Raw genomic sequence first — 18,619 nt, 5'->3', positions numbered from 1 at the left:
GATAGTGTATGAGCGTACAAGAGCATAAAAGACGAGGAGCGGAGCATGTTCGCTGTAAGGTGATCACAATTTCGGATACAAGAACAAAGGAAACGGATAAAAGCGGCGCTGCTATGATTGGACTGCTGGAAGAGAACGGGATAACGGTCGGTGCTTACGAGATTGTAACAGATGACAAAGAAAGCATTCAGCAGGCTGTGTTGTCCGGCTGCCATGATCCTCATATTGATGTCGTTCTTACAAACGGCGGTACAGGTATTACGCGAAGAGATGTAACGATTGAGGCAGTGCGTGAACTCATTGAGAAAGAAATTGTAGGGTTTGGCGAATTGTTTCGGATGCTAAGTTACACGGAGGATATCGGAAGTGCAGCGATCATGAGCCGTGCGATTGCTGGTACGATTGATAGAAAGGCAGTGTTTTCCATGCCAGGCTCTACAGGTGCTGTCCGTCTTGCGATGAATAAGCTTATTTTGCCGGAACTTGGGCATGTTGTATGGGAATTGAACCGTCAATGAGGACGGTTGGCATTGTTTTAGCTGGCGGACAGTCACACCGATTTGGGGAACCGAAGGCGCTTCAACATTGGAAGGGGAAGTCATTTCTAACCTATTCTATTGATGCGCTGCAGCCTAGCGTAGATGAAATTGTCGTGATTAGTCATCTTAAGGAACTAGTTCATCTACCTGGGGTTGTTGTACGCGAGGATTTGGAAGAGTATAGCGGGATGGGGCCCCTTGCTGGTATTTTAACCGGAATGGAAGCATCAGCCGGCGATTGGTATATTGTCTTGCCTTGTGACGTTCCGCTTGTAACAAATGAAATTATAATGAAAATAGTCGGCAGAGTAGAGGAAAACGTGGATGCGGTTGTTCCGATTGTAGCGGGACGGATACAACCATTGTTCGCATGCTATCACAAAAGTGTAAAAGAGAAGCTGGGGTTGCTGTTACAAGAAGGTAAACGAAGCATGAAGGGGCTTCTTTCTCTATGCACAGTTGCGTACGTCAAAGAGGAAAGGCTAGGAATAGACACGCAAGCGTTCGTAAATGTGAACACGAAGGAAGACTATATGAATTTACCATGAGCCGATTTCGTATGAAGGGATCGGCTGTTTCTTTACACTTTAAGATTGGATAAAGGGCCAGCTAGAAGCGAACTCGACATAGCAAGAAATTTAAATGATAATACATGCAAAAGTAAATCAATGCACGTATTCCGAACGCTCCCGTCTTCATAAGCATGGGATAGGATGTTTTCTTGGCTAAACAGATAAAAGATAATACAATACAAATAGGACAAAGGGGTGGTTCTAGTGACACTGTTTCGAAAGCCAATTCCGATTGAAGAAGCGTTGATAAAGCTGATGCAGTTTCCAAAACAAATAGAAGAAGAATACATAGAATTAACAGCGAGTGCGGGCAGGGTGTTGTCCCGTGATGTGTATGCACCTCACCCGGTTCCTTGGTTTATTCGTTCTCCGTATGATGGCTATGCGGTTCGGGCGAGTTCAACTAAGGAAGCAGGAGAACACAATCCAATTTGGCTGGAGCTCCTCGGGATTGTGGCTGCTGGTGATGTGTGGCATGGTACATTGCAAGAAGGACAAGCAGTCAAAATTATGACAGGCGGTGCTGTTCCTGATGGGGCAAATGCTGTAATTATGCGTGAACTTACAAAGGAAGAAGAGCGGGATGGGAAGACATTCGTTCAGTTAAAACGAAAGCTTAAAGAAGGCGAAAATATTTCCAGCGTTGGAGAAGATATAGAAGAAGGAACGCGTCTCCTTACGAAAGGGGCGTATATTAATGCTGGCGTTATCGCGTTATTAGCGACCTTTGGATATGAGAAGGTTCCTGTTACCCGGAAGCCCAAGGTTGCGATTATTGCAACGGGAAGTGAGCTTCTTGGCACAGATGAACCACTTATGCCAGGGAAAATCCGCAATAGCAATGGTTTTATGCTTTACACACAGGCGCTCCGCAGCGGTGCTGAACCGGTTTCCTTCGGCGTTGTGAAGGATACATTTGAACAAACGTTAGAGACGGTGCGAGCAGCGCTGAAGGCAGCAGATATTGTCGTGACTACAGGCGGTGTTTCTGTTGGGGATTTTGATTATATACCAGCTGTTTATAAGGAGCTTGGTGCAGAGCTTCTATTTAATAAAATTGCGATGCGCCCAGGAAGTGTGACGTCGGCAGCGGCATTAGGAGATCAGCTTCTCTTTGGGTTATCAGGTAATCCATCCGCTTGCTATGTTGGATTTGAATTGTTTACAAGACCGGTAATTCGGACGATGCTTGGCATGGAGAATGTCTATTTGCAAAAAGTAGAGGCAACGCTAAAGCAGGACGTGTTAAAGGCGAACCCATTTACGCGGTTTGTGAGAAGCAAGCTGTCCTTTGAGGGAGGCCGCTTGTACGTTCAACCATCAGGGAAGGATAAATCTAATATTGTTTCCTCACTCCCAGGAGCGGACTGTTTTATGGTTCTGCCGGGCGGTACAAGAGGCTGGCAGGCAGGAAGCATGGTTGAGGTTGTGCTGATTGAGGGGCAGGATGGTATGAGGGAATGGAAGTGAGACCTGTCATCTTGCAAATTGCCGGCTATCAAAATAGCGGCAAAACAACAGTAGCGGAACAGATTATCTCTTCTTTGACGAAGGAGGGCTTACGTGTTGCTTCTTTTAAGCATCACGGTCATGGCGGAAAACCAGCCCTTCCTGAGGGGAAGGATTCGACACGTCATATGCATGCGGGTTCGCTTGCTGCTGCGGTAGAGGGAGACGGAACATTTGCGATAACGATTCAGGATGAACAATTTCAATTAGAGCAGTGGATAGAGCTATGCCATTCCATTAACATCGATGTGTTGCTCATAGAAGGATATAAAGAGAAGCCGTATGAAAAAATTGTCTGCATTCGCAGTGAGGAAGATCGGAAGTTATTACGGCTTTCTAATGTTATTGCCGTTGTATCGTGGATACCAATTGAGAGCGATTTTCCTGTTTTCTCCGTTCAGGAGGAGGAACTGTATTGTGCATGGATGAGCGGCTATTTAAGGAGGAAGAGGCATGTTTGAAATTATAGCATCTCCTATTTCTGCTCAGGAGGTAACGGAGCAGGTGATGCACCGAAATGCTGGCGCGGTTGTAAATTTTATCGGTACGGTGCGCGAGATTACAAAGGGCAGAAAAACTTTATATTTGGAATATGAAGCGTATGTTCCAATGGCAAAGGCGAAGCTGGAGCAAATCGGCAGGGAAATAGCAGAAAAATGGCCAGGAGCAAAATCTGCAATTGTGCATCGCGTTGGCCGCTTGGAAATTGGTGAAGCAGCGGTTGTGATTGCTACGTCTTCTCCTCATCGCGCCGATGCATATGAAGCAAACCGGTATGCGATTGAGCGGATTAAAGAAATGGTTCCAATTTGGAAGAAGGAGCATTGGGAAGATGGCGAGCTCTGGATCGGCAATCAGCAAGGAACGATTTCATACGAAAATGGCAAGCCCGAGGTGAATGAAGGATGATTACAGTATTATTATTCGCTCATTTACGTGAGCAATTCGGCACACGTGATTTGCAAATAGAGGAAAATTCAATAACAGTAGCAGATTTAAGAAAGCAGCTGGAGGAGAAGTACGAATTCTTGGATACGAAAAGCATCATGATTGCGGTAAATGAAGAATTTGCTGATGATGAGGATGTTATTCAGGCTGGTGATACAGTGGCACTGATTCCACCGGTAAGCGGGGGATAAGGGGGAAAAAAGATGAGTGAATTTACACATTTCAATGCGGAAGGAAAAGCACGCATGGTGGATATTTCCGAAAAACATGAAACAGCACGTACAGCACACGCCGCATCGAGTGTTATTGTGTCTAAGGAAGTATATGAAAAAATGACCAAGGGTGAAGTGAAAAAAGGAGATGTCTTATCCGTCGCACAAGTGGCTGGAATCATGGGTGCAAAGAAAACAGCAGACATCATTCCAATGTGCCATCCTCTCTCTTTAACGGGAGTAGACCTTTCGTTTCATTGGGAGGAGCGGGACGATGAGTACGAACTGCATATTGAATCCTTCGTGAAAACAAAAGGCAGCACGGGGGTAGAGATGGAAGCTTTAACAGCAGCTTCTGTTTGTGCGTTAACGATTTATGATATGTGTAAGGCGATTGATAAGGGGATTATCATTGGTCCGACTTATTTAATGGAGAAAACAGGCGGGAAAAATGGTGACTATAAACGGTTAAAGGCGTGACCTGCATGGATAGATATTCAAGGCAAACACTTTTTTCACCAATTGGAGAGCAGGGGCAGAAATTGTTGAGGGAGGCACATGTGCTCATTGTTGGAGCTGGTGCTCTTGGCTGCGGCAATGCTGAAATGCTTGTCCGCGCAGGTGTGGGGAAAATTACAATTGTTGATCGTGATTATGTAGATTGGAGCAATTTACAGCGGCAGCAGCTGTATGAGGAACGTGATGCTGAGCAAGGACTGCCAAAAGCAATTGCGGCGAGAAATAGGCTCAGCCGCATTAATAGCGAGATAGAGATTACAACGCATGTCTTAGATCTTACACCTGATGAAATTAACACTATGTGCGAACAGAGACTCGATGTTATGATAGACGCAACAGATAACTTTGAAACACGTCTTCTCATTAATGATGCATCGCAAGCATACAATATACCGTGGATTTTCGGGTCTTGTACAGGTAGCTATGGGCTATCGATGCCAATTATTCCGGGACAAACGCCTTGTTTTCGCTGTTTGCTCCCGCATCTTCCATCCTATAGTTTAACGTGCGATACCACGGGTGTAATCGGTCCTGCTATTGGTATGACAGTGTCTTATCAGGCAGCGGAAGCTTTAAAAATACTGACTGGAAATATGCAAGCAGTGCGACCGTCATTGGCTTTGTTCGATATTTGGAATAATGAGCATATGTTTTTACGTGTTGGGAAGCGAAAGAGCAAGAAATGTCCGTCATGTGGGGAAGAAAGAACGTATCCGGCATTAACGGAAGAAGATAGAAGCAAGGCGGCTGTTTTATGTGGCAGAGATACAGTTCAGCTGCGGGGAACGAAGCCGTTTGAGTTAGAAAAGCTTGCTTCGCACCTGAAGCGTTCTGGACATAATATACAGAGCAATCCGTATTTGGCTATGATGCAGCTGGAAAGGCACCGTATTGTCCTGTTCCGTGATGGCAGAGTGCTTATCCATGGAACGAAGGATGTTACAGAAGCTCGTTCTATCTATCAGCGTTATTTTGGATAACGTGCAGAAGGGAGCAAATCAATGCCGACAGTTTTGAGCACCGAAAGTGTAGACTGTTTATCCAAACTGGCCTATCAAACATTGAAGGTAAGAAAAGGAGCTCATTTGTTTCAAGAAGGTCAGGATGGAGATCGATTTTTTGTGGTGTTAAAAGGGAAATTTCAAATTAATAAGCTTTCAGGTGATGGAAAGCAGCTTTGTTTGCGTCTGTGCGGACCAAGCTCCATTATGGGAGAGCTTATGATTTTTGCGAAAAACGGAAAATACTTGTTTAGCGCACGTGCACTTGAGGATAGTGAGGTACTTGTCATCAGGAATGAAGCAATCGAAAGAGAATTGCTCACAAATCCGTTGTTTGCAGCAGATTTTATGCCTGTTATGACCGATCATATTCGTAAGCAGCATACGAAGTTCCGCGACCTTGTTTTGTATGGAAAGAAGGGAGCGCTCTATTCCACTTTAATTCGTATGACCAATAGCTACGGTGTACCAGTAGAAAACGGTATATTACTTGATGTACAAATGACAAATCAGGATTTAGCGAACTTCAGCTCAACAACTCGGGAAAGTGTGAACCGTGCTCTAAATGAATTGAAGGGGATGGGTATTCTTTCTTTTGAAGGAAGAAAAATTATCATTCATGATTTAGAGTATTTGAAGCAGGAGATTAATTGTGAAAATTGCCCAACTTCATATTGTAATATCGAATAAGCAGCAGCTATCTAATGGTAGCTGCTTTTTTTCGCTTTAAGAAAGTATAAATTTCCAGCTAGAAGTGAATTTGCCGTAGTATGAAACTTTAGGTAAGGGCAACTGTCACTACATTGTCAAATAAATATGTGACATGCGTCACAGTGATTCTGCTCACTCATGCGTATAATGAAGGCAACAAGGCGGCTTTTAAAAATAAGGGGGGAAACGACATGAATATAATCGAGCGCAAGTTTTATTCAAAAGCGCGGTTTTATTCATTTGTTATAACAGTACTGTTAGTTTTGACAGTTTGGTACGCTACCGATCAATTTATCTATATTGATTTAGCGACGCTCGGGTATTTACTTTCTTCTATTATATTTGCTATTGGGATGACGATTCGTGTTTACTTTTGGTTTGCAAGACCGGCAACATATCAGGTTATGAAACGGAGCCTGCAAAATTTAAAATCAGCCAATCGCGTCAAACGAAATATTGTGTCTGTTTTGAAAACAGGATTTGAAAATATCTTTCTGCAAAAATTTATTTTTAAACGCGGTATCTATCGTGGGTTGCAGCACTTTTTAATTGCATGGGGCTGTATTGGCTCGTTAGCATTTACGTTTGGTTTAACGTTTGGTTTGTTTCGTTTCAACTTAATAGATGCTCATACGTACGGTGTCATTGTGTTTAACCATCAGGTAATAAAAATTCAGGCACATGGGATTGTTGCAGAACTTATGTACAACTCGCTTAACATTTTTGCAATGATGCTGCTAATCGGTGCAACGATGGCGCTAATTCGCCGCACAATCAATAAGGATGTTCGGGTAACACAGCGATTTGAGTTTGACATTTTACCGCTTCTTTTATTGCTCAGTGCAGCAGTCACAGGCTTGATGCTTACTCTTTCCTATGTATTTCTAAAAGGATTTATTCATCATTATATAACAATTGTGCATCAGATTTCTGTTGTGTTTTTTCTTATCTATTTTCCATTCGGCAAGCTCTTTCATGTTCCGATCCGCCCGCTTGCAACAGCTGTTCCGATGAATTATCAGGAGGTTGTGAAGGTGGATACGAGAGCATGTAAGAAGTGCGGTACAAAGTATAGCAATGATGATCAGATTTCAGATGTAAAGGCCATTTTAGCAGCACAGCAATTTGATTTGCAGCTTGCAGATGGCTCATATCTAGCAGACTACTGTCCTTCATGCCGCAGACGGCTGCGTGTGATGAAGCAGCTGAATATGGAGCAAGCGATCGGCAACCCGTACGGACCAATTCAAACAAATAACAGTATTCATGTGCCAGGCTTTGGACAAAAGCGTTCGGAGGAGTTTTATCAAGTAAAACAAGATGAAGTAACAACAAAATGAAGAGGTGAGTAAAGATGAGCCAGTTGGTAAAGCAAGATCAATTTGTGACAAGGGATAATGTGAAAAATTTGCATAAACCAGGTGAAAAGCTAATTACAACCCACTGCTGCTATTGTGGAATGCAATGCGGTATACATATTCGTGTGGAAGAGAAAACAGGAAAGGTAGTTGGGGTAGAGCCACGCTACGATTGGCCAGTAACAAAAGGGAAAATGTGTCCAAAAGGTGTGACCGCTTACCAAACAATTGAGCATCCGGATCGGATTACAAAGCCGCTGATTAAGAAAAATGGACAATTTCATGCTGTATCGTGGAAGGAAGCGTTAGATTACATTGAATCAAACTTCAAACGCATCCAGCGCGATCATGGCAAAGATGCGCTTAGCGTATTTGGTGGTGTATCGATGACAAATGAGAAGTGCTATTTAGTAGGAAAATATGCACGGGTTGGACTTGGAACGCGTTATATTGATTACAACGGCCGTTTCTGTATGAGCTCTGCAGCAGGTGGTATGCTGAAAACTTTTGGTATCGATCGTGGTATGACATTGCCTGTGCCAGAGCTTGAGCATACAGATTGCTTCTTCCTAGCGGGCTCTAACTCAGCAGAATGTCATCCAACAAGCACGCAATGGCTTTGGAAAGCAAAAGACAAAGGTGCGAAATTAATTGTAGCTGACCCGCGTGAGGTTCCAATTGCGCGCGTTGCTGACGTGCACTTGGACTTAAAGCCAGGTACAGACTCTGCATTGGCTGCAGGTATAATTCATTTGTTAATCAAAGAGGGCTATGTCGATAATGAATACGTACAAGAGCGTTGCAACAACTTCGAGGAATTAAAACAATCTGTTGCACATTGTACACCTGAATATACTTCGCAGGTTACAGGAGTAGTTGTAGAAAAGCTAGTAAAAGCAGCACATATTTACGGTCAATCTCCGCGTTCGGTTGTCATGTTTGCACGCGGGGTTGAGCAACAATCTAAAGGTGTGCACAATGTCCAAATGTACATTACAATGTCGCTGCTTCGTGGTATGGTTGGAAAATTTGCTTCAGGGTGTGGTACATTTACAGGCCAAGGAAACGGGCAAGGCGGACGTGAGCATGGACAAAAAGCAGATTTGCTACCAGGCTACCGTAAGCTGACAGATCCGAAAGCAGTAGAATATATATCAGGCGTTTGGGGGATTGACCCGAAGGATATGCCGCAGCCAGGGGTATCCGCTTATGAGATGTTTGACTTAATTCATAACAATACGATTCGCGGTATGCATGTTATCTGTAGTAACCCTGCGGTCTCTGCACCAAACGGTAACTATGTCAATGAAGCGTTTAAAAAATTAGATTTCTTAGTGGTTAGTGATTTCTTCTTATCTGAGACAGCAGAGCATGCGGATGTTGTCCTGCCAACAACAACTTGGGCAGAGGATGACGGAACAACAACAAATTTAGAAGGACGCGTGATTCGCATTCGTAAAGTGCGCGACCCTCTCGGAGAAAGCAAGCCTGATTGGGAAATTGTCAGCTTAATTGCTGAGCGTATGGGAAAAGGGAGGTTCTTCCCTTATCAAACAGCACACGAAATTTTTGAGGAATTCCGTGTGGCATCTAAGGGTGGTCCAGCGGATTATTACGGTATTACATGGGATCGAATTGATAAGGAGGACGGTGTGTTTTGGCCGTGTCCTTCTAAGGATCATCCGGGAAGTCCTCATATGTTCAAGGAGCGCTTTGGTACAGAGGATGGGAAAGCGAACCTAGGTGTATTTAATTGGACAGAACCAGGTGAAACACAATCAGCGGAATATCCACTTGTACTCACAACAGGCCGTGTTGTGTTCCACTACCTATCTGGTAACCAAACACGTCGCGTAGACTTCTTAATGGAGCAATGTCCGCTTCCATATGCAGAGATGCATCCGGAGCTTGCAGCACGCAACAATTTGGCAAACGGTGATAAAGTCAAGCTTACTACGCGCCGTGGTCATATGACAGTAGATGTTCGTTTAACAAAAACAATTCGCAAGGATACCATTTTTATTCCATATCACTGGGGAAAAGAGTTATCTGTGAACCAATTAACAAACCCTGCTTTAGATCCATATTCACGCATGCCGGAATTCAAAGTGTGCGCAGTGAAAATCGAGAAGGCGTAAGGAGGATTATACTATGAAAAAGGTTATGTATTTAGAATTCGAACGCTGCATCGGCTGCCGCTCTTGTCAGGCGGCATGCCGAGAGTGCGGCGATCATGAATATAAAGAACGCAACTATGTAGAATATGTAGACTTTATGGAAAGTCGTCAAACCTTTCCGATGATGTGTATGCAATGTAAGGATCCGGCATGTGCACGTGTTTGTCCGGCAAATGCGATCCAAATTACCGCAGAGGGTGTTGTTCTTTCTGCAATGGAAGAAAAGTGTATTGGCTGCCGTAACTGTACATTCGGTTGTCCATTCGGGATTCCGAAGTTCGATTTTGAAGCTAATAAAATGTACAAATGTGATATGTGCTACGACCGTACAAAAGAAGACATCCCGCCAATGTGTGCATCAGTTTGCCCAAGTGAAGCGATTCGTTTCATTGATTTTGATGAAATGCAGGCTCTTCGCCGCAGTCGTGCTCGTATGAACTTAATTGAAGGCAAAAAACCGTCTAAAGGAAATAAATGGAACTTTGTGCCGGAATTTTTCGGTGTCTATTCTGAGTAGTCCCGTTTGAAAGGGAGGAACATTCGATGAGTGAACAGGGGAAGCAAAAGCGTCATCGTGAAGAAACAGAGCACGATATGATGAATCTAATAGAAAATTTAAAGCGTGGGGATGATGTCAAGTATAACCGCCGTGCATTTATTAAATCCATGACAGGAGCGACGGTGGCACTCGGCCTTGCTACTATCCCGTTCCAAATTGTCAGTGCCAATAAAAAGGCAGATAAGGATGCGCGTGTAAAGATTGCGGATTTAGCTTCCTTGCCAAAAGGGAGCTCTGTAAACTTTAGCTATCCGACAGAAGGGGATACCGCTATCTTGGTGCATACAGTGGAGGGGGAGCTTGTGGCGTACAATAATAAATGTACGCATTTGCAATGCCCGGTGTTTTATGAGAAAGAGCGTGACATTCTTGTTTGTCCATGCCACCGCGGTTTTTTTAATATTAAAACAGGACATCCGATGGAAGGACCGCCGCAAAGAGAATTACCGCTAATCGAGCTAGAGGTAGCTGGCGGTGCTGTATATGCGGTTGGAAGGAAGTATCGTCATGAGTAAACGAGGGTGGGTAATTATCATTATGACTTCACTTATCGTGAATGTTATATCGTTACAGCATACGATCGAAGCGTACTACGGCAGGGAATATGGCGCAGTGACAACCTGTATGATTGTGAGTATAGCCTCAGTGATTGTAGCATTGACGGCATATATCAACTGGAGAAAATTAGAATATAATTAATAAAAAGCAAAGGTGAGCGGCCTTTGCTTTTCTGCACTATAGGAAGTATAAATTTGCAGCTCGGAGTCAGATCACTTGGATAGATAGGAATTTTAGGAATATAATATAAGTGCAACTGTGCCTCTATCTTTGCCAATTGGCGAGTTTTCTTGATTGAGAAAAGAATTTGAATGAACATGCTTTTAACTATGCTAACAATTTATTTTGAGGTGCTTGAATGACATCCTTGTAATGACCGAGAAGCTTTTCGAAAATCGTATCCCAATTTTGTGACAAGGCGTATTCTCGTCCGGATTGTCCCATCTTCTCAATTATGGAACCAGAATCGAGAAGATCCTCGATTGCAGCGCAAAATGCATCAGTGTCTTTTGGGTTACATAGATATCCTGTTGTGCCATGCTGCAAAATATTCTTTACACCCCCCGCGTTCGCTCCAATTACAGGCGTACCGGAAGCAAGAGATTCTAGCACAACGTTGCCAAATGTTTCTGTTGCCGATGGAAACACCATGAGATCTGAGGAAGCGTAGACAGCCGCGAGTTCTTTTCCTTTTAGATAGCCAGTGAATGTTACGTTTTTAGTTACATTTGCTTTCATTTCTTCTGTGAGCGGTCCATCTCCGACGAGGAGCCAGTGAACAGAGTCTCCAAGCGTTTGGTTTATTTTTTGAATAATTTCTGTCAGTGTATCGATATCCTTCTCGGGAGCCATCCGTCCCACGTATGAGAGAATATACTTCGCTCCGATGCCGTATGTATCACGCACGGTTTGTTTCTCATAATGTGGATGGTAGAGGTTACAATCAACACCGCGTGCCCAAATATGCAAGTCTCGGAATCCTTTGTTCTGTAGCTGTTTTAGTGTTTCATGGGAAGGAACGAATGTTTTTTGAAGAGAGCTATGGAACCAGCGTAAATAATTCCAGAGAAAGCGAGAGAGAAACTCGACCTTGTAGTGTTTTAAGTAAGCATCAAAATCAGTGTGATACGATCCGACAAGTGGGATTCCTAACCTCTTCGCGTAATACATGCCAAACAGTCCCATGTTGAAGGGGGTTGCGATGTGAATGAGGTCAGGCTGAAAACGTTGCAATTCTTTTTTTATAAAGACTGGATTTGGAATCGCCAGTCTGCATTCCGGATAGATAGAAAGCGGAAGGCTTTTCATCTTTTTGACATTTGTAACAAAGCTGTCCTCGGTGGTATTTTCAGGCGCAAATACATAGTATTCTATACCGTTACACTGCAGGTATCTTGTGAAGCGTTCTAATGTTTTCGCAACCCCGTTTACTTGTGGTATAAAGGTATCAGTAAAGATAGCGATTTTCATAAGACGCCCTCCCCACTTACAGTAGTTGTATAATTTGAAAGTAAGACAGAATGCCAGTGAGCGTTCCAAGAAACATGCCTGCCAGCACATCGGATGGATAGTGAAGACCAAGATAAATACGAGATACACCGACACTTAAGGCAAGAGGAAGAAGCAAAAATATGGATGCAGGTACATCAACAATGAATGGGATGACGACCGAAAAAATAGCAGTCGTATGCCCGGATGGAAAGGAATGGTCTTGCAACGGATTCAAATGATGCTTTGTTCCAACAATCATCATATACGGGCGTTTTCGTGGATACAGCTTCTTGAAAATCTGCACCGGAATATGGCTGATAGCAAGGGAAGCCATGCTTACTATTGCCGTTTTGTGAATTGTGCCCTTTGATAGGAGCATGAGGAGCAATACAGACAGAATGGTGCATTTTGCCCCGCCCGCGTGTGTGATTGTGCGAAAGTATATGTTTAGCACCTTTCGCTCAAAATAACGGTTAATTCCTTTGAAAATGCAACACTCTATTTCATATAAGGCGTTGATAGAACGTGCTATCATCAGCAGCACCTCCCTAATGTCAGTATATTTCGTATTGCATTTCCATTGTAATAAGAATTTGTTGAGAAAGTGATAAGGGATTGTAAAGAATAGTGGGCGGCTTCTAAACAGTGATAGGAGAAAAGGAGAGAGAAGTTGGTGGACGTAAGCTCACTGCAAACTTCTATATCCAAGCTGCAGCATGTTTCATAATGGAATACAGCATTTTACTACGAGAGTAAAGGCGATCCGTGTTTAAGATAAGTGTCATTTTTTACACTGTAAGAAAGTAGAACTTTTCGGGGTGATGTCTAGCTCCCAAGGCCCAAAATGGCAGCATAGGGCTGAACTTCTGCAAAAGGCAAAAGCGCCTTTTACTCCGGTCCACCCCTATGCTGCCATAAAAGGCGGGTCTTGTCCGCTTTTCTTATATTGATCTATTTCTTTTGTACACTTTTATAAAATTGTCCTTTTTCTACATATTCGCGACGAATGCGGGCCATATCTTGTTTATCTTCTTCTGTTAGTTCGCGGATTACCTTTGCTGGACGTCCAAATGCCAATGTATTCGGAGGAATGATTTTTCCTTGCGGTACGAGGCTGCCGGCACCGATAAACGCACCTTCTCCAACTTCCGCTCCGTCAAGTACGATAGAGCCCATGCCAACCAACGCGTTTTTTCGGATTGTACAGCTATGTAAAGTAACCTGATGGCCAATTGTTACATCATCTTCTAAGATGAGTGCACATCTTGGGCTTTGGTGGAGTACACATAAATCTTGCACATTTACACGATCACCGATAATTGTAGGAGACACATCACCGCGGATAATAGTGTTAAACCAAATGCTGGAGTACTCGCCAATTGTCACATCTCCTGTAATTGTGACATAATCAGCAATAAAAGCACTGTCTGCGATGCTTGGGTATTTATCCTTATATGGATAGATCATCAATCGAAACCGCCTTTCTTTTTATGTACTGTTAGTGTATCAACAATATCCTGAAATGAAAATAGGGGGATGCACATGTGGAAATGGGAAGCTGAAGCGGCCAAAGCTGTTGTGGTGATTGTTCACGGAGCGATGGAGCATCATGGCCGTTACACAGCGCTTGCCGATATGTGGACAGCTGCCGGCTATCATGTTGTCATGGGGGACTTACCGGGGCATGGGACATCTTCAAGACAACGAGGACATATTAACAGCTTTGAGGAATATATACATACGGTGCGAAAATGGATTAGAGAAGCAGGACACTACCATCTTCCTATTTTTTTGCTTGGTCACAGTATGGGGGGATTGATTATCATTCGTCTTCTTCAGGAAATCGAGCTGCGGGTGCAGGGCATCATTTTAAGCTCGCCATGTTTAGGAGTATTGGCAGAGCCCTCTATGCCGTTAAAGGCTGCCGCAAAGGTATTGAATGTGCTTGCACCAAAAATGAAGTTTTCTTCCCGATTAACAGCCGAGATGGCAACGCGCAATAGGGATATTCGCGATGCTATGGAGAACGATTCTTTACTTTTGCAAAAGGTATCGGTGCGCTGGTTTATTGAGCTGAAAAAAGCGGTCTCGATTGCGCACGAGAGGATTTTGAACTTTCCGGATATTCCGCTCCTGATTATGCAGGCGTACGAGGACAAACTAGTGGACCGGATGCAAGTACGTAAATGGTTTAATGAAGTGGACAGCAGTGATAAAGCGTATAAGGAATGGAAAGAGTGCTATCATGAATTGTTTAATGAATATGAACGTGAACAGATTTTTACGTTTGCGAAAGCTTTTACTGAAGTGCATGTAGTAAAAGGAGTGAAGTAAAGTGAAGATTCCTACAAATCCTATATCTCTTATGTCTAAGGTATATCGGAATGTAATGCCGCCAGTGCACCAGGAGCTGATGAGATGGACGGAGCGGGCGCAGTGTATTCCAAATGAGGAGCTGCGTAAGCAGGCGCTCGCAAGCATTGAACATAAAACGTTTCATTGTGAGGGGGGCGGCATTCTTGCCATTTTGGCAGGCTCGGGGATGAATGAATGCGTTCGTTTTATTGTTGCCTATCAAACCATCAGTGATTATTTAGATAACTTATGCGACCGCAGTACCTCCTTGGATCCGCTTGATTTTGAAGCATTACATGAGTCGATGCTTCATGCGCTTACTCCGGGAAGCGCTACAGAAAATTATTATCGCTTCCGTGAAGATCAGAATGATGGCGGTTATTTGGAGGCACTCGTCCGAACGTGCCAGGATGTTTTGCAGCATACGAAGCATTATCCGAAAATAGCTGGCATATTGCAGGAGCTTGCTCGTTACTATTGTGACCTGCAGGTGCACAAGCACGTAGCTCTCACAGAAAGAGAAGGGCGGCTTCAGGAATGGTTTGCTCTACATAAAGAACAGCTTCCTGCGATGAGCTGGTATGAGTTTTCCGCTTGTGCTGGTTCAACACTCGGTATTTTCTGTTTAGTAGCATATTCCTTCCATCATGAGTTAAGTGAATCACAAATTACCAAAATTAAAAAGGGCTACTTCCCTTATTTGCAGGGACTGCATATTTTGCTTGATTATTTTATTGATCAGGAGGAAGATCGGCTCGGTGGCGATTTGAATTTTTGCAGCTATTATGAAAGTCGTGAAGAAACGCTTGAACGCCTAAAACATTTTGTGCAAGAAACAGATAGATATCTACAGGATTTACCGCACTCAAAATTTCACCGTTTGATCAGCAAAGGGCTGCTTGGCATCTATTTGTCTGACCAAAAGGTGTCGGAGCAAAAAGAAATGCAGCAAATGGCGCGTCGCATCGTCAAATATGGCGGAGCTGCTTCCTATTTCTTTTATGTGAATGCGAGGCTGTACCGTATGCGGGCTTAGGAGAAAGGAGTACATTAGCTTCAAACGTTATCGACAATTTAAAACAAATTGTAGAAAGAAGCTCGCTGATTAGCGAGCCGTTAGGAGAAGCTAGAGGCATAGCTGCACTTACACTGTATTCCTAAAATTTCCGGCTACGTCGAATTGCACTGCTAGCTGGAAATTTATACTTTTCTACAGTGACAGAAAACACTCGGCGCCGATTCGTTTACCGAGTGTTTTTTACGTAAGATACGCTCCTGACTAACTATCGCTTTTCAATCGCAATGATAAAAGGCGGATGGTTACTCTGGTTAATAAATTCATATCGCAGTACGTGCGCCATTTGCTGGTCAAGATTCATCGCAAATTCTACGACTGCATCACGCTCTGCTTGTCCTTCTTCATGACCATGATAAATCACGAGCACAATAATTCCTTCCGGAGCCATGATTTGCAGCAGCTGTTCAATTGCATCAATGGTTGAATTTGGCTTTGTGACGATGCTTTTATCACCACCTGGCAAGTAGCCGAGGTTAAACACAGCGCCTGTTACGTTTCCCTTTGCATCGGCAGGCAGCATTTCTAGCAGTCTGCCGTGGCTTTCATGAAACAATATCGCGCGGCTCAGCAAGTTTTGTTCAGTAAGCCGAGCTTGTGTATTAAGAATTGCTTGTTCCTGAATATCAAAGCCGAACACCTTTCCAGCTTCTCCGACAAGTTGGGCGAGAAGTGCTGTATCATGTCCATTTCCTATTGTTGCATCGACCGCATAGCTTCCGTCCTTTACTGCCATTTGCAGCAGGGTACGCGCAAACGGCAAAATGCGTTCAAGCTTCATAGGTTCATCCCCTTTTCCGCAAATTTTCCTTGCCAGCTGCCCCGGCGTACAAATTCCGCATCAATTGTATTGAGCACTTCCCACTTGCGCAGACTCCACATCGGGCCAATCATTAAATCAGCCGGACCGTCCCCTGTAATGCGGTGCACAATGACCTCCGGTGGAATAATTTCGAGCTGATCAACGACAAGCTTTATATAATCGTCAAAGGAGAGGAGTTCCAGCAGTCCCTTTTCATATTGCTTGACCATCGGCGTGCCTTTTAATAAATGAAGCAAATGGATTTTAATGCCTTGAATATCAAGCTTTGCGACTTCGCGCGCTGTTTCCATCATCATGTCATAATTTTCAAGAGGTAATCCGTTAATGATATGAGAGCAAACTCGAATATGATGCTTGCGCAGCTTTTCCACTCCTCTTACATATGTCTCATAATCATGCGCACGGTTGATGAGCTGAGCAGTTCGTTCGTGAACCGTCTGTAAACCGAGCTCAAGCCATAAATACGTGCGTTCATTAAGCTCCGCCAAATATTCCACAACATCATCGGGCAAACAATCGGGACGGGTTGCGATGGAAAGGCCAACAACCCCCTCTTCTTCTAAAATAGGTTCAAATGTTCGCTTCAGTATATCGAGCGGGGCATGCGTGTTTGTGAATGCTTGGAAGTAGGCCATATATTTGCCTGTCTTCCATTTTTCGTGCATTTTCGTTTTAATGGTATGAAATTGTGTAATTACATCCTCGGTACGATTACCCGCAAAGTCACCAGAGCCGGCAGCGCTGCAAAACGTACAACCGCCGAAGGCAACTGTACCATCGCGGTTTGGGCAATCAAAGCCTGCATCTAATGATACTTTAAACACCTTGCTGCCAAATGTTTGGCGCAGATGGTAGTTCCATGTGTGATAACGTTTGTTATCGGTTGAATACGGAAATGGGTTATTCATCGAATGTCCCTCCTTTGAGCAAGTACTATTTATGTGAGCGATTCGATCCATTCAAAAGGAAACAGTATTCATTATAGCACACGGGCTCATATAGTTTGCAGGATGGGAGATAATAAAACGAGACTTCCATCGGCGCATCCTGCCGTTTGGTAGTTAGTGATATACAGAAACATTAGGGGGTTAAGCATGACGACACGTGATTCGTTAAACCAATGCATTGACAACGCGGAGCAAGCATTGCAATATGCAAAGGAGCAGCTTGATCGAGGTAAGCAACAGGAGCACTACAATATGATGGAATATTCAGACGCGCAATTGCAGCTTGAGCAAGCTGTGATAGCTCTTGAAAAAATGGAGCATAATGCGAATGAACAGCAGCGTGAGCGGATTGACCGTGCGCTGATCCAACTGCGCAACATGCAGCATGAAATGATTACCACACTTCATTAAAAGGAGAAATGGAACAATGAAGAAACGCTCAAAGCAAAACAATCCAGAACAAAAAACACAAAACGGTCATAACCAGGAGTTTTCCAATGAGATGGACCCAGTTGTGCAAGCAAAGAAAAACTATGCACGTCAAGGACAGCCTCAAAGAGCAAAGCAATAATATCGTACTGACGATAAACGAAACGGCAGTTCACCTGCCTAATTATTAAATGAAAAGAGCCCTCAGAGAAACACTATCAGCACTTAAGGTTCCTCTGAGGGCTTGCCAATTGTTTTTATATTTCTCCGTCACTTGATAAGCTAGAGTATCGAGCCGTGTGTTATGTCGCATTCTTTATTTGAAGAGGATCGAGCGGAAATTATAAATATTGTAAAATTGGGGCAAAGCGCTAAGAGAAGCAACTATCAATATTTCTGTAGATATAACAGATCCATGGGATCTATCAAATAAACAAAGAGAAAGGAGTTCACATTCTTTAAAGGAAGAATGTGAACTCCTTTTTATAATGGAGGTGCATTACTTGTAAGCGATTTTATCCCTCTATAGTTATTTATGAGAATTTAGCCCGATTTTTTGTTTTGAGGAACAACCTATTTCTTAAGTTGATAGATGTGGAGAAGGATCCCCATAAAAGAAGGGATAGAAGCTATGCCTAAGGCCGCGAATGAGTTGAGAAAAATTTTTTTTAATTATAAAAGCTGTAAACGCTTAAATTTTTTAAAAATAGTTTTGAAGGTTTTTGTCGTTTTTTGTAGATCGGTTTATAAGATGATTTCAGATTCATTAGTTCTAAATGAAAGCGTTAACAAGGAGGATGTACATGAAAAAGTTTGGCTTAGCTACACAAATTTTT

General features: G+C 43.4%; 24 protein-coding genes. 19 read left to right on the top strand and 5 right to left on the bottom strand.

What is annotated here, in order from left to right:
- The first annotated feature begins 8 nt into the window (after nt 1-8).
- From EP737_RS20945 to EP737_RS20880, 14 genes are all read left to right on the top strand, one after another.
- Nucleotides 9-518 (top strand): MogA/MoaB family molybdenum cofactor biosynthesis protein, encoded by a 510-nt coding sequence (locus tag EP737_RS20945; protein ID WP_129730640.1) that lies wholly within the window; start codon nt 9-11, stop codon nt 516-518.
- A complete protein-coding gene (locus tag EP737_RS20940; protein WP_129730706.1) occupies nt 515-1,087 on the top strand; it encodes a molybdenum cofactor guanylyltransferase in 573 nt (190 codons plus the stop codon). Before EP737_RS20945 ends, EP737_RS20940 begins: the two co-directional genes overlap by 4 nt.
- Before the next feature lie 228 nt (nt 1,088-1,315).
- Nucleotides 1,316-2,581 carry a molybdopterin molybdotransferase MoeA gene (locus EP737_RS20935; RefSeq protein WP_129730638.1) on the top strand — a complete coding sequence of 422 codons (1,266 nt, stop codon included), beginning with the start codon at nt 1,316-1,318 and terminating at the stop codon, nt 2,579-2,581.
- Nucleotides 2,572-3,081 (top strand): molybdopterin-guanine dinucleotide biosynthesis protein B, encoded by a 510-nt coding sequence (gene mobB / locus EP737_RS20930; protein ID WP_129730636.1) that lies wholly within the window; start codon nt 2,572-2,574, stop codon nt 3,079-3,081. Before EP737_RS20935 ends, mobB begins: the two co-directional genes overlap by 10 nt.
- Complete coding sequence (locus tag EP737_RS20925; RefSeq protein WP_129730634.1) at nt 3,074-3,529, top strand: molybdenum cofactor biosynthesis protein MoaE; 456 nt, start codon at nt 3,074-3,076, stop codon at nt 3,527-3,529. Before mobB ends, EP737_RS20925 begins: the two co-directional genes overlap by 8 nt.
- Nucleotides 3,526-3,759, top strand: a complete 234-nt coding sequence (moaD, locus tag EP737_RS20920; RefSeq protein ID WP_129730632.1) for a molybdopterin converting factor subunit 1 — start codon at nt 3,526-3,528, stop codon at nt 3,757-3,759. The genes EP737_RS20925 and moaD overlap by 4 nt, the downstream gene beginning before the upstream one ends.
- 12 nt (nt 3,760-3,771) lie before the next feature.
- Nucleotides 3,772-4,260 carry a cyclic pyranopterin monophosphate synthase MoaC gene (gene moaC / locus EP737_RS20915; protein WP_129730630.1) on the top strand — a complete coding sequence of 163 codons (489 nt, stop codon included), beginning with the start codon at nt 3,772-3,774 and terminating at the stop codon, nt 4,258-4,260.
- A 5-nt stretch (nt 4,261-4,265) separates the two neighbouring features.
- Nucleotides 4,266-5,279, top strand: a complete 1,014-nt coding sequence (locus EP737_RS20910; protein ID WP_129730628.1) for a ThiF family adenylyltransferase — start codon at nt 4,266-4,268, stop codon at nt 5,277-5,279.
- 21 nt (nt 5,280-5,300) lie between these two features.
- Nucleotides 5,301-5,990: a Crp/Fnr family transcriptional regulator gene (locus EP737_RS20905; RefSeq protein ID WP_129730626.1), complete on the top strand. Its 690-nt coding sequence runs from the start codon at nt 5,301-5,303 to the stop codon at nt 5,988-5,990.
- Between the two features lie 212 nt (nt 5,991-6,202).
- Entirely contained in the window at nt 6,203-7,351 is a 1,149-nt protein-coding gene (locus EP737_RS20900; protein ID WP_129730624.1) for an MFS transporter, read from the top strand.
- A gap of 14 nt (nt 7,352-7,365) precedes the next feature.
- Nucleotides 7,366-9,507 carry a molybdopterin oxidoreductase family protein gene (locus EP737_RS20895; protein WP_129730622.1) on the top strand — a complete coding sequence of 714 codons (2,142 nt, stop codon included), beginning with the start codon at nt 7,366-7,368 and terminating at the stop codon, nt 9,505-9,507.
- A gap of 13 nt (nt 9,508-9,520) precedes the next feature.
- Nucleotides 9,521-10,063 carry a 4Fe-4S dicluster domain-containing protein gene (locus tag EP737_RS20890; protein WP_129730620.1) on the top strand — a complete coding sequence of 181 codons (543 nt, stop codon included), beginning with the start codon at nt 9,521-9,523 and terminating at the stop codon, nt 10,061-10,063.
- 26 nt (nt 10,064-10,089) lie between these two features.
- Complete coding sequence (locus EP737_RS20885; RefSeq protein WP_129730618.1) at nt 10,090-10,620, top strand: QcrA and Rieske domain-containing protein; 531 nt, start codon at nt 10,090-10,092, stop codon at nt 10,618-10,620.
- Nucleotides 10,613-10,804, top strand: a complete 192-nt coding sequence (locus EP737_RS20880; RefSeq protein ID WP_129730616.1) for a hypothetical protein — start codon at nt 10,613-10,615, stop codon at nt 10,802-10,804. Before EP737_RS20885 ends, EP737_RS20880 begins: the two co-directional genes overlap by 8 nt.
- A gap of 186 nt (nt 10,805-10,990) precedes the next feature.
- Here the strand turns inward: EP737_RS20880 and EP737_RS20875 are convergent, their stop codons facing one another.
- From EP737_RS20875 to EP737_RS20865, 3 genes are all read right to left on the bottom strand, one after another.
- Nucleotides 10,991-12,133 carry a glycosyltransferase family 4 protein gene (locus EP737_RS20875; RefSeq protein WP_129730613.1) on the bottom strand — a complete coding sequence of 381 codons (1,143 nt, stop codon included), beginning with the start codon at nt 12,131-12,133 and terminating at the stop codon, nt 10,991-10,993.
- Between the two features lie 16 nt (nt 12,134-12,149).
- Nucleotides 12,150-12,689: a phosphatase PAP2 family protein gene (locus tag EP737_RS20870; RefSeq protein ID WP_129730611.1), complete on the bottom strand. Its 540-nt coding sequence runs from the start codon at nt 12,687-12,689 to the stop codon at nt 12,150-12,152.
- A gap of 416 nt (nt 12,690-13,105) precedes the next feature.
- Nucleotides 13,106-13,621: a gamma carbonic anhydrase gene (locus tag EP737_RS20865; RefSeq protein WP_129730609.1), complete on the bottom strand. Its 516-nt coding sequence runs from the start codon at nt 13,619-13,621 to the stop codon at nt 13,106-13,108.
- Between the two features lie 75 nt (nt 13,622-13,696).
- On the opposite strand from EP737_RS20865, the gene EP737_RS20860 reads away from it, so the two are divergent.
- Together EP737_RS20860 and EP737_RS20855 are read left to right on the top strand one after the other, a co-directional pair.
- A complete protein-coding gene (locus tag EP737_RS20860) occupies nt 13,697-14,488 on the top strand; it encodes an alpha/beta hydrolase (protein WP_129730607.1) in 792 nt (263 codons plus the stop codon).
- 1 nt (nt 14,489) lies between these two features.
- Nucleotides 14,490-15,545, top strand: a complete 1,056-nt coding sequence (locus tag EP737_RS20855) for a tetraprenyl-beta-curcumene synthase family protein (RefSeq protein WP_129730605.1) — start codon at nt 14,490-14,492, stop codon at nt 15,543-15,545.
- Nucleotides 15,546-15,792: 247 nt separating this feature from the next.
- Here the strand turns inward: EP737_RS20855 and mnmM are convergent, their stop codons facing one another.
- Both mnmM and mnmL read right to left on the bottom strand, forming a co-directional pair.
- Nucleotides 15,793-16,365, bottom strand: a complete 573-nt coding sequence (gene mnmM / locus EP737_RS20850) for a tRNA 5-(aminomethyl)-2-thiouridylate-methyltransferase MnmM (protein ID WP_129730603.1) — start codon at nt 16,363-16,365, stop codon at nt 15,793-15,795.
- Nucleotides 16,362-17,315, bottom strand: a complete 954-nt coding sequence (gene mnmL, locus EP737_RS20845; protein WP_129730601.1) for a tRNA modification radical SAM protein MnmL/YtqA — start codon at nt 17,313-17,315, stop codon at nt 16,362-16,364. The genes mnmM and mnmL overlap by 4 nt, the downstream gene beginning before the upstream one ends.
- A gap of 186 nt (nt 17,316-17,501) precedes the next feature.
- On the opposite strand from mnmL, the gene EP737_RS20840 reads away from it, so the two are divergent.
- The 3 genes from EP737_RS20840 to EP737_RS26075 all read left to right on the top strand — a co-directional run.
- Nucleotides 17,502-17,765, top strand: a complete 264-nt coding sequence (locus EP737_RS20840) for a DUF2524 family protein (RefSeq protein ID WP_129730599.1) — start codon at nt 17,502-17,504, stop codon at nt 17,763-17,765.
- 16 nt (nt 17,766-17,781) lie between these two features.
- Entirely contained in the window at nt 17,782-17,925 is a 144-nt protein-coding gene (locus EP737_RS20835; protein ID WP_129730597.1) for a glycogen biosynthesis protein GlgD, read from the top strand.
- A gap of 450 nt (nt 17,926-18,375) precedes the next feature.
- Nucleotides 18,376-18,619, top strand: a 244-nt coding sequence (locus tag EP737_RS26075) for a hypothetical protein (protein WP_205650993.1), incomplete at its 3' end; no start/stop codon positions are given.

This window comes from Ectobacillus funiculus (assembly GCF_004138295.1).
Lineage (GTDB): Bacteria > Bacillota > Bacilli > Bacillales > Bacillaceae_G > Ectobacillus > Ectobacillus funiculus.
The sequence above is the reverse complement of the archived record's forward strand: the minus strand, read 5'-3'. Positions and strand labels throughout refer to the sequence as shown.

Bases quoted from the DNA above. Each gene is read 5' to 3' on its own strand.
- EP737_RS20870 (WP_129730611.1), bottom strand. From the start codon at position 12,689: ATGATAGCACGTTCTATCAACGCCTTATATGAAATAGAGTGTTGCATT.
- EP737_RS20880 (WP_129730616.1), top strand. From the start codon at position 10,613: ATGAGTAAACGAGGGTGGGTAATTATCATTATGACTTCACTTATCGTG.
- EP737_RS20885 (WP_129730618.1), top strand. From the start codon at position 10,090: ATGAGTGAACAGGGGAAGCAAAAGCGTCATCGTGAAGAAACAGAGCAC.
- mnmM (WP_129730603.1), bottom strand. From the start codon at position 16,365: ATGAAGCTTGAACGCATTTTGCCGTTTGCGCGTACCCTGCTGCAAATG.
- EP737_RS20835 (WP_129730597.1), top strand. From the start codon at position 17,782: ATGAAGAAACGCTCAAAGCAAAACAATCCAGAACAAAAAACACAAAAC.
- moaD (WP_129730632.1), top strand. From the start codon at position 3,526: ATGATTACAGTATTATTATTCGCTCATTTACGTGAGCAATTCGGCACA.
- EP737_RS20900 (WP_129730624.1), top strand. From the start codon at position 6,203: ATGAATATAATCGAGCGCAAGTTTTATTCAAAAGCGCGGTTTTATTCA.
- EP737_RS20905 (WP_129730626.1), top strand. From the start codon at position 5,301: ATGCCGACAGTTTTGAGCACCGAAAGTGTAGACTGTTTATCCAAACTG.
- EP737_RS20875 (WP_129730613.1), bottom strand. From the start codon at position 12,133: ATGAAAATCGCTATCTTTACTGATACCTTTATACCACAAGTAAACGGG.
- EP737_RS20890 (WP_129730620.1), top strand. From the start codon at position 9,521: ATGAAAAAGGTTATGTATTTAGAATTCGAACGCTGCATCGGCTGCCGC.
- moaC (WP_129730630.1), top strand. From the start codon at position 3,772: ATGAGTGAATTTACACATTTCAATGCGGAAGGAAAAGCACGCATGGTG.
- EP737_RS20925 (WP_129730634.1), top strand. From the start codon at position 3,074: ATGTTTGAAATTATAGCATCTCCTATTTCTGCTCAGGAGGTAACGGAG.
- EP737_RS20895 (WP_129730622.1), top strand. From the start codon at position 7,366: ATGAGCCAGTTGGTAAAGCAAGATCAATTTGTGACAAGGGATAATGTG.
- EP737_RS20945 (WP_129730640.1), top strand. From the start codon at position 9: ATGAGCGTACAAGAGCATAAAAGACGAGGAGCGGAGCATGTTCGCTGT.
- mobB (WP_129730636.1), top strand. From the start codon at position 2,572: ATGGAAGTGAGACCTGTCATCTTGCAAATTGCCGGCTATCAAAATAGC.
- EP737_RS20840 (WP_129730599.1), top strand. From the start codon at position 17,502: ATGACGACACGTGATTCGTTAAACCAATGCATTGACAACGCGGAGCAA.
- EP737_RS20865 (WP_129730609.1), bottom strand. From the start codon at position 13,621: ATGATCTATCCATATAAGGATAAATACCCAAGCATCGCAGACAGTGCT.
- EP737_RS20910 (WP_129730628.1), top strand. From the start codon at position 4,266: ATGGATAGATATTCAAGGCAAACACTTTTTTCACCAATTGGAGAGCAG.
- EP737_RS20860 (WP_129730607.1), top strand. From the start codon at position 13,697: ATGTGGAAATGGGAAGCTGAAGCGGCCAAAGCTGTTGTGGTGATTGTT.
- mnmL (WP_129730601.1), bottom strand. From the start codon at position 17,315: ATGAATAACCCATTTCCGTATTCAACCGATAACAAACGTTATCACACA.
- EP737_RS20940 (WP_129730706.1), top strand. From the start codon at position 515: ATGAGGACGGTTGGCATTGTTTTAGCTGGCGGACAGTCACACCGATTT.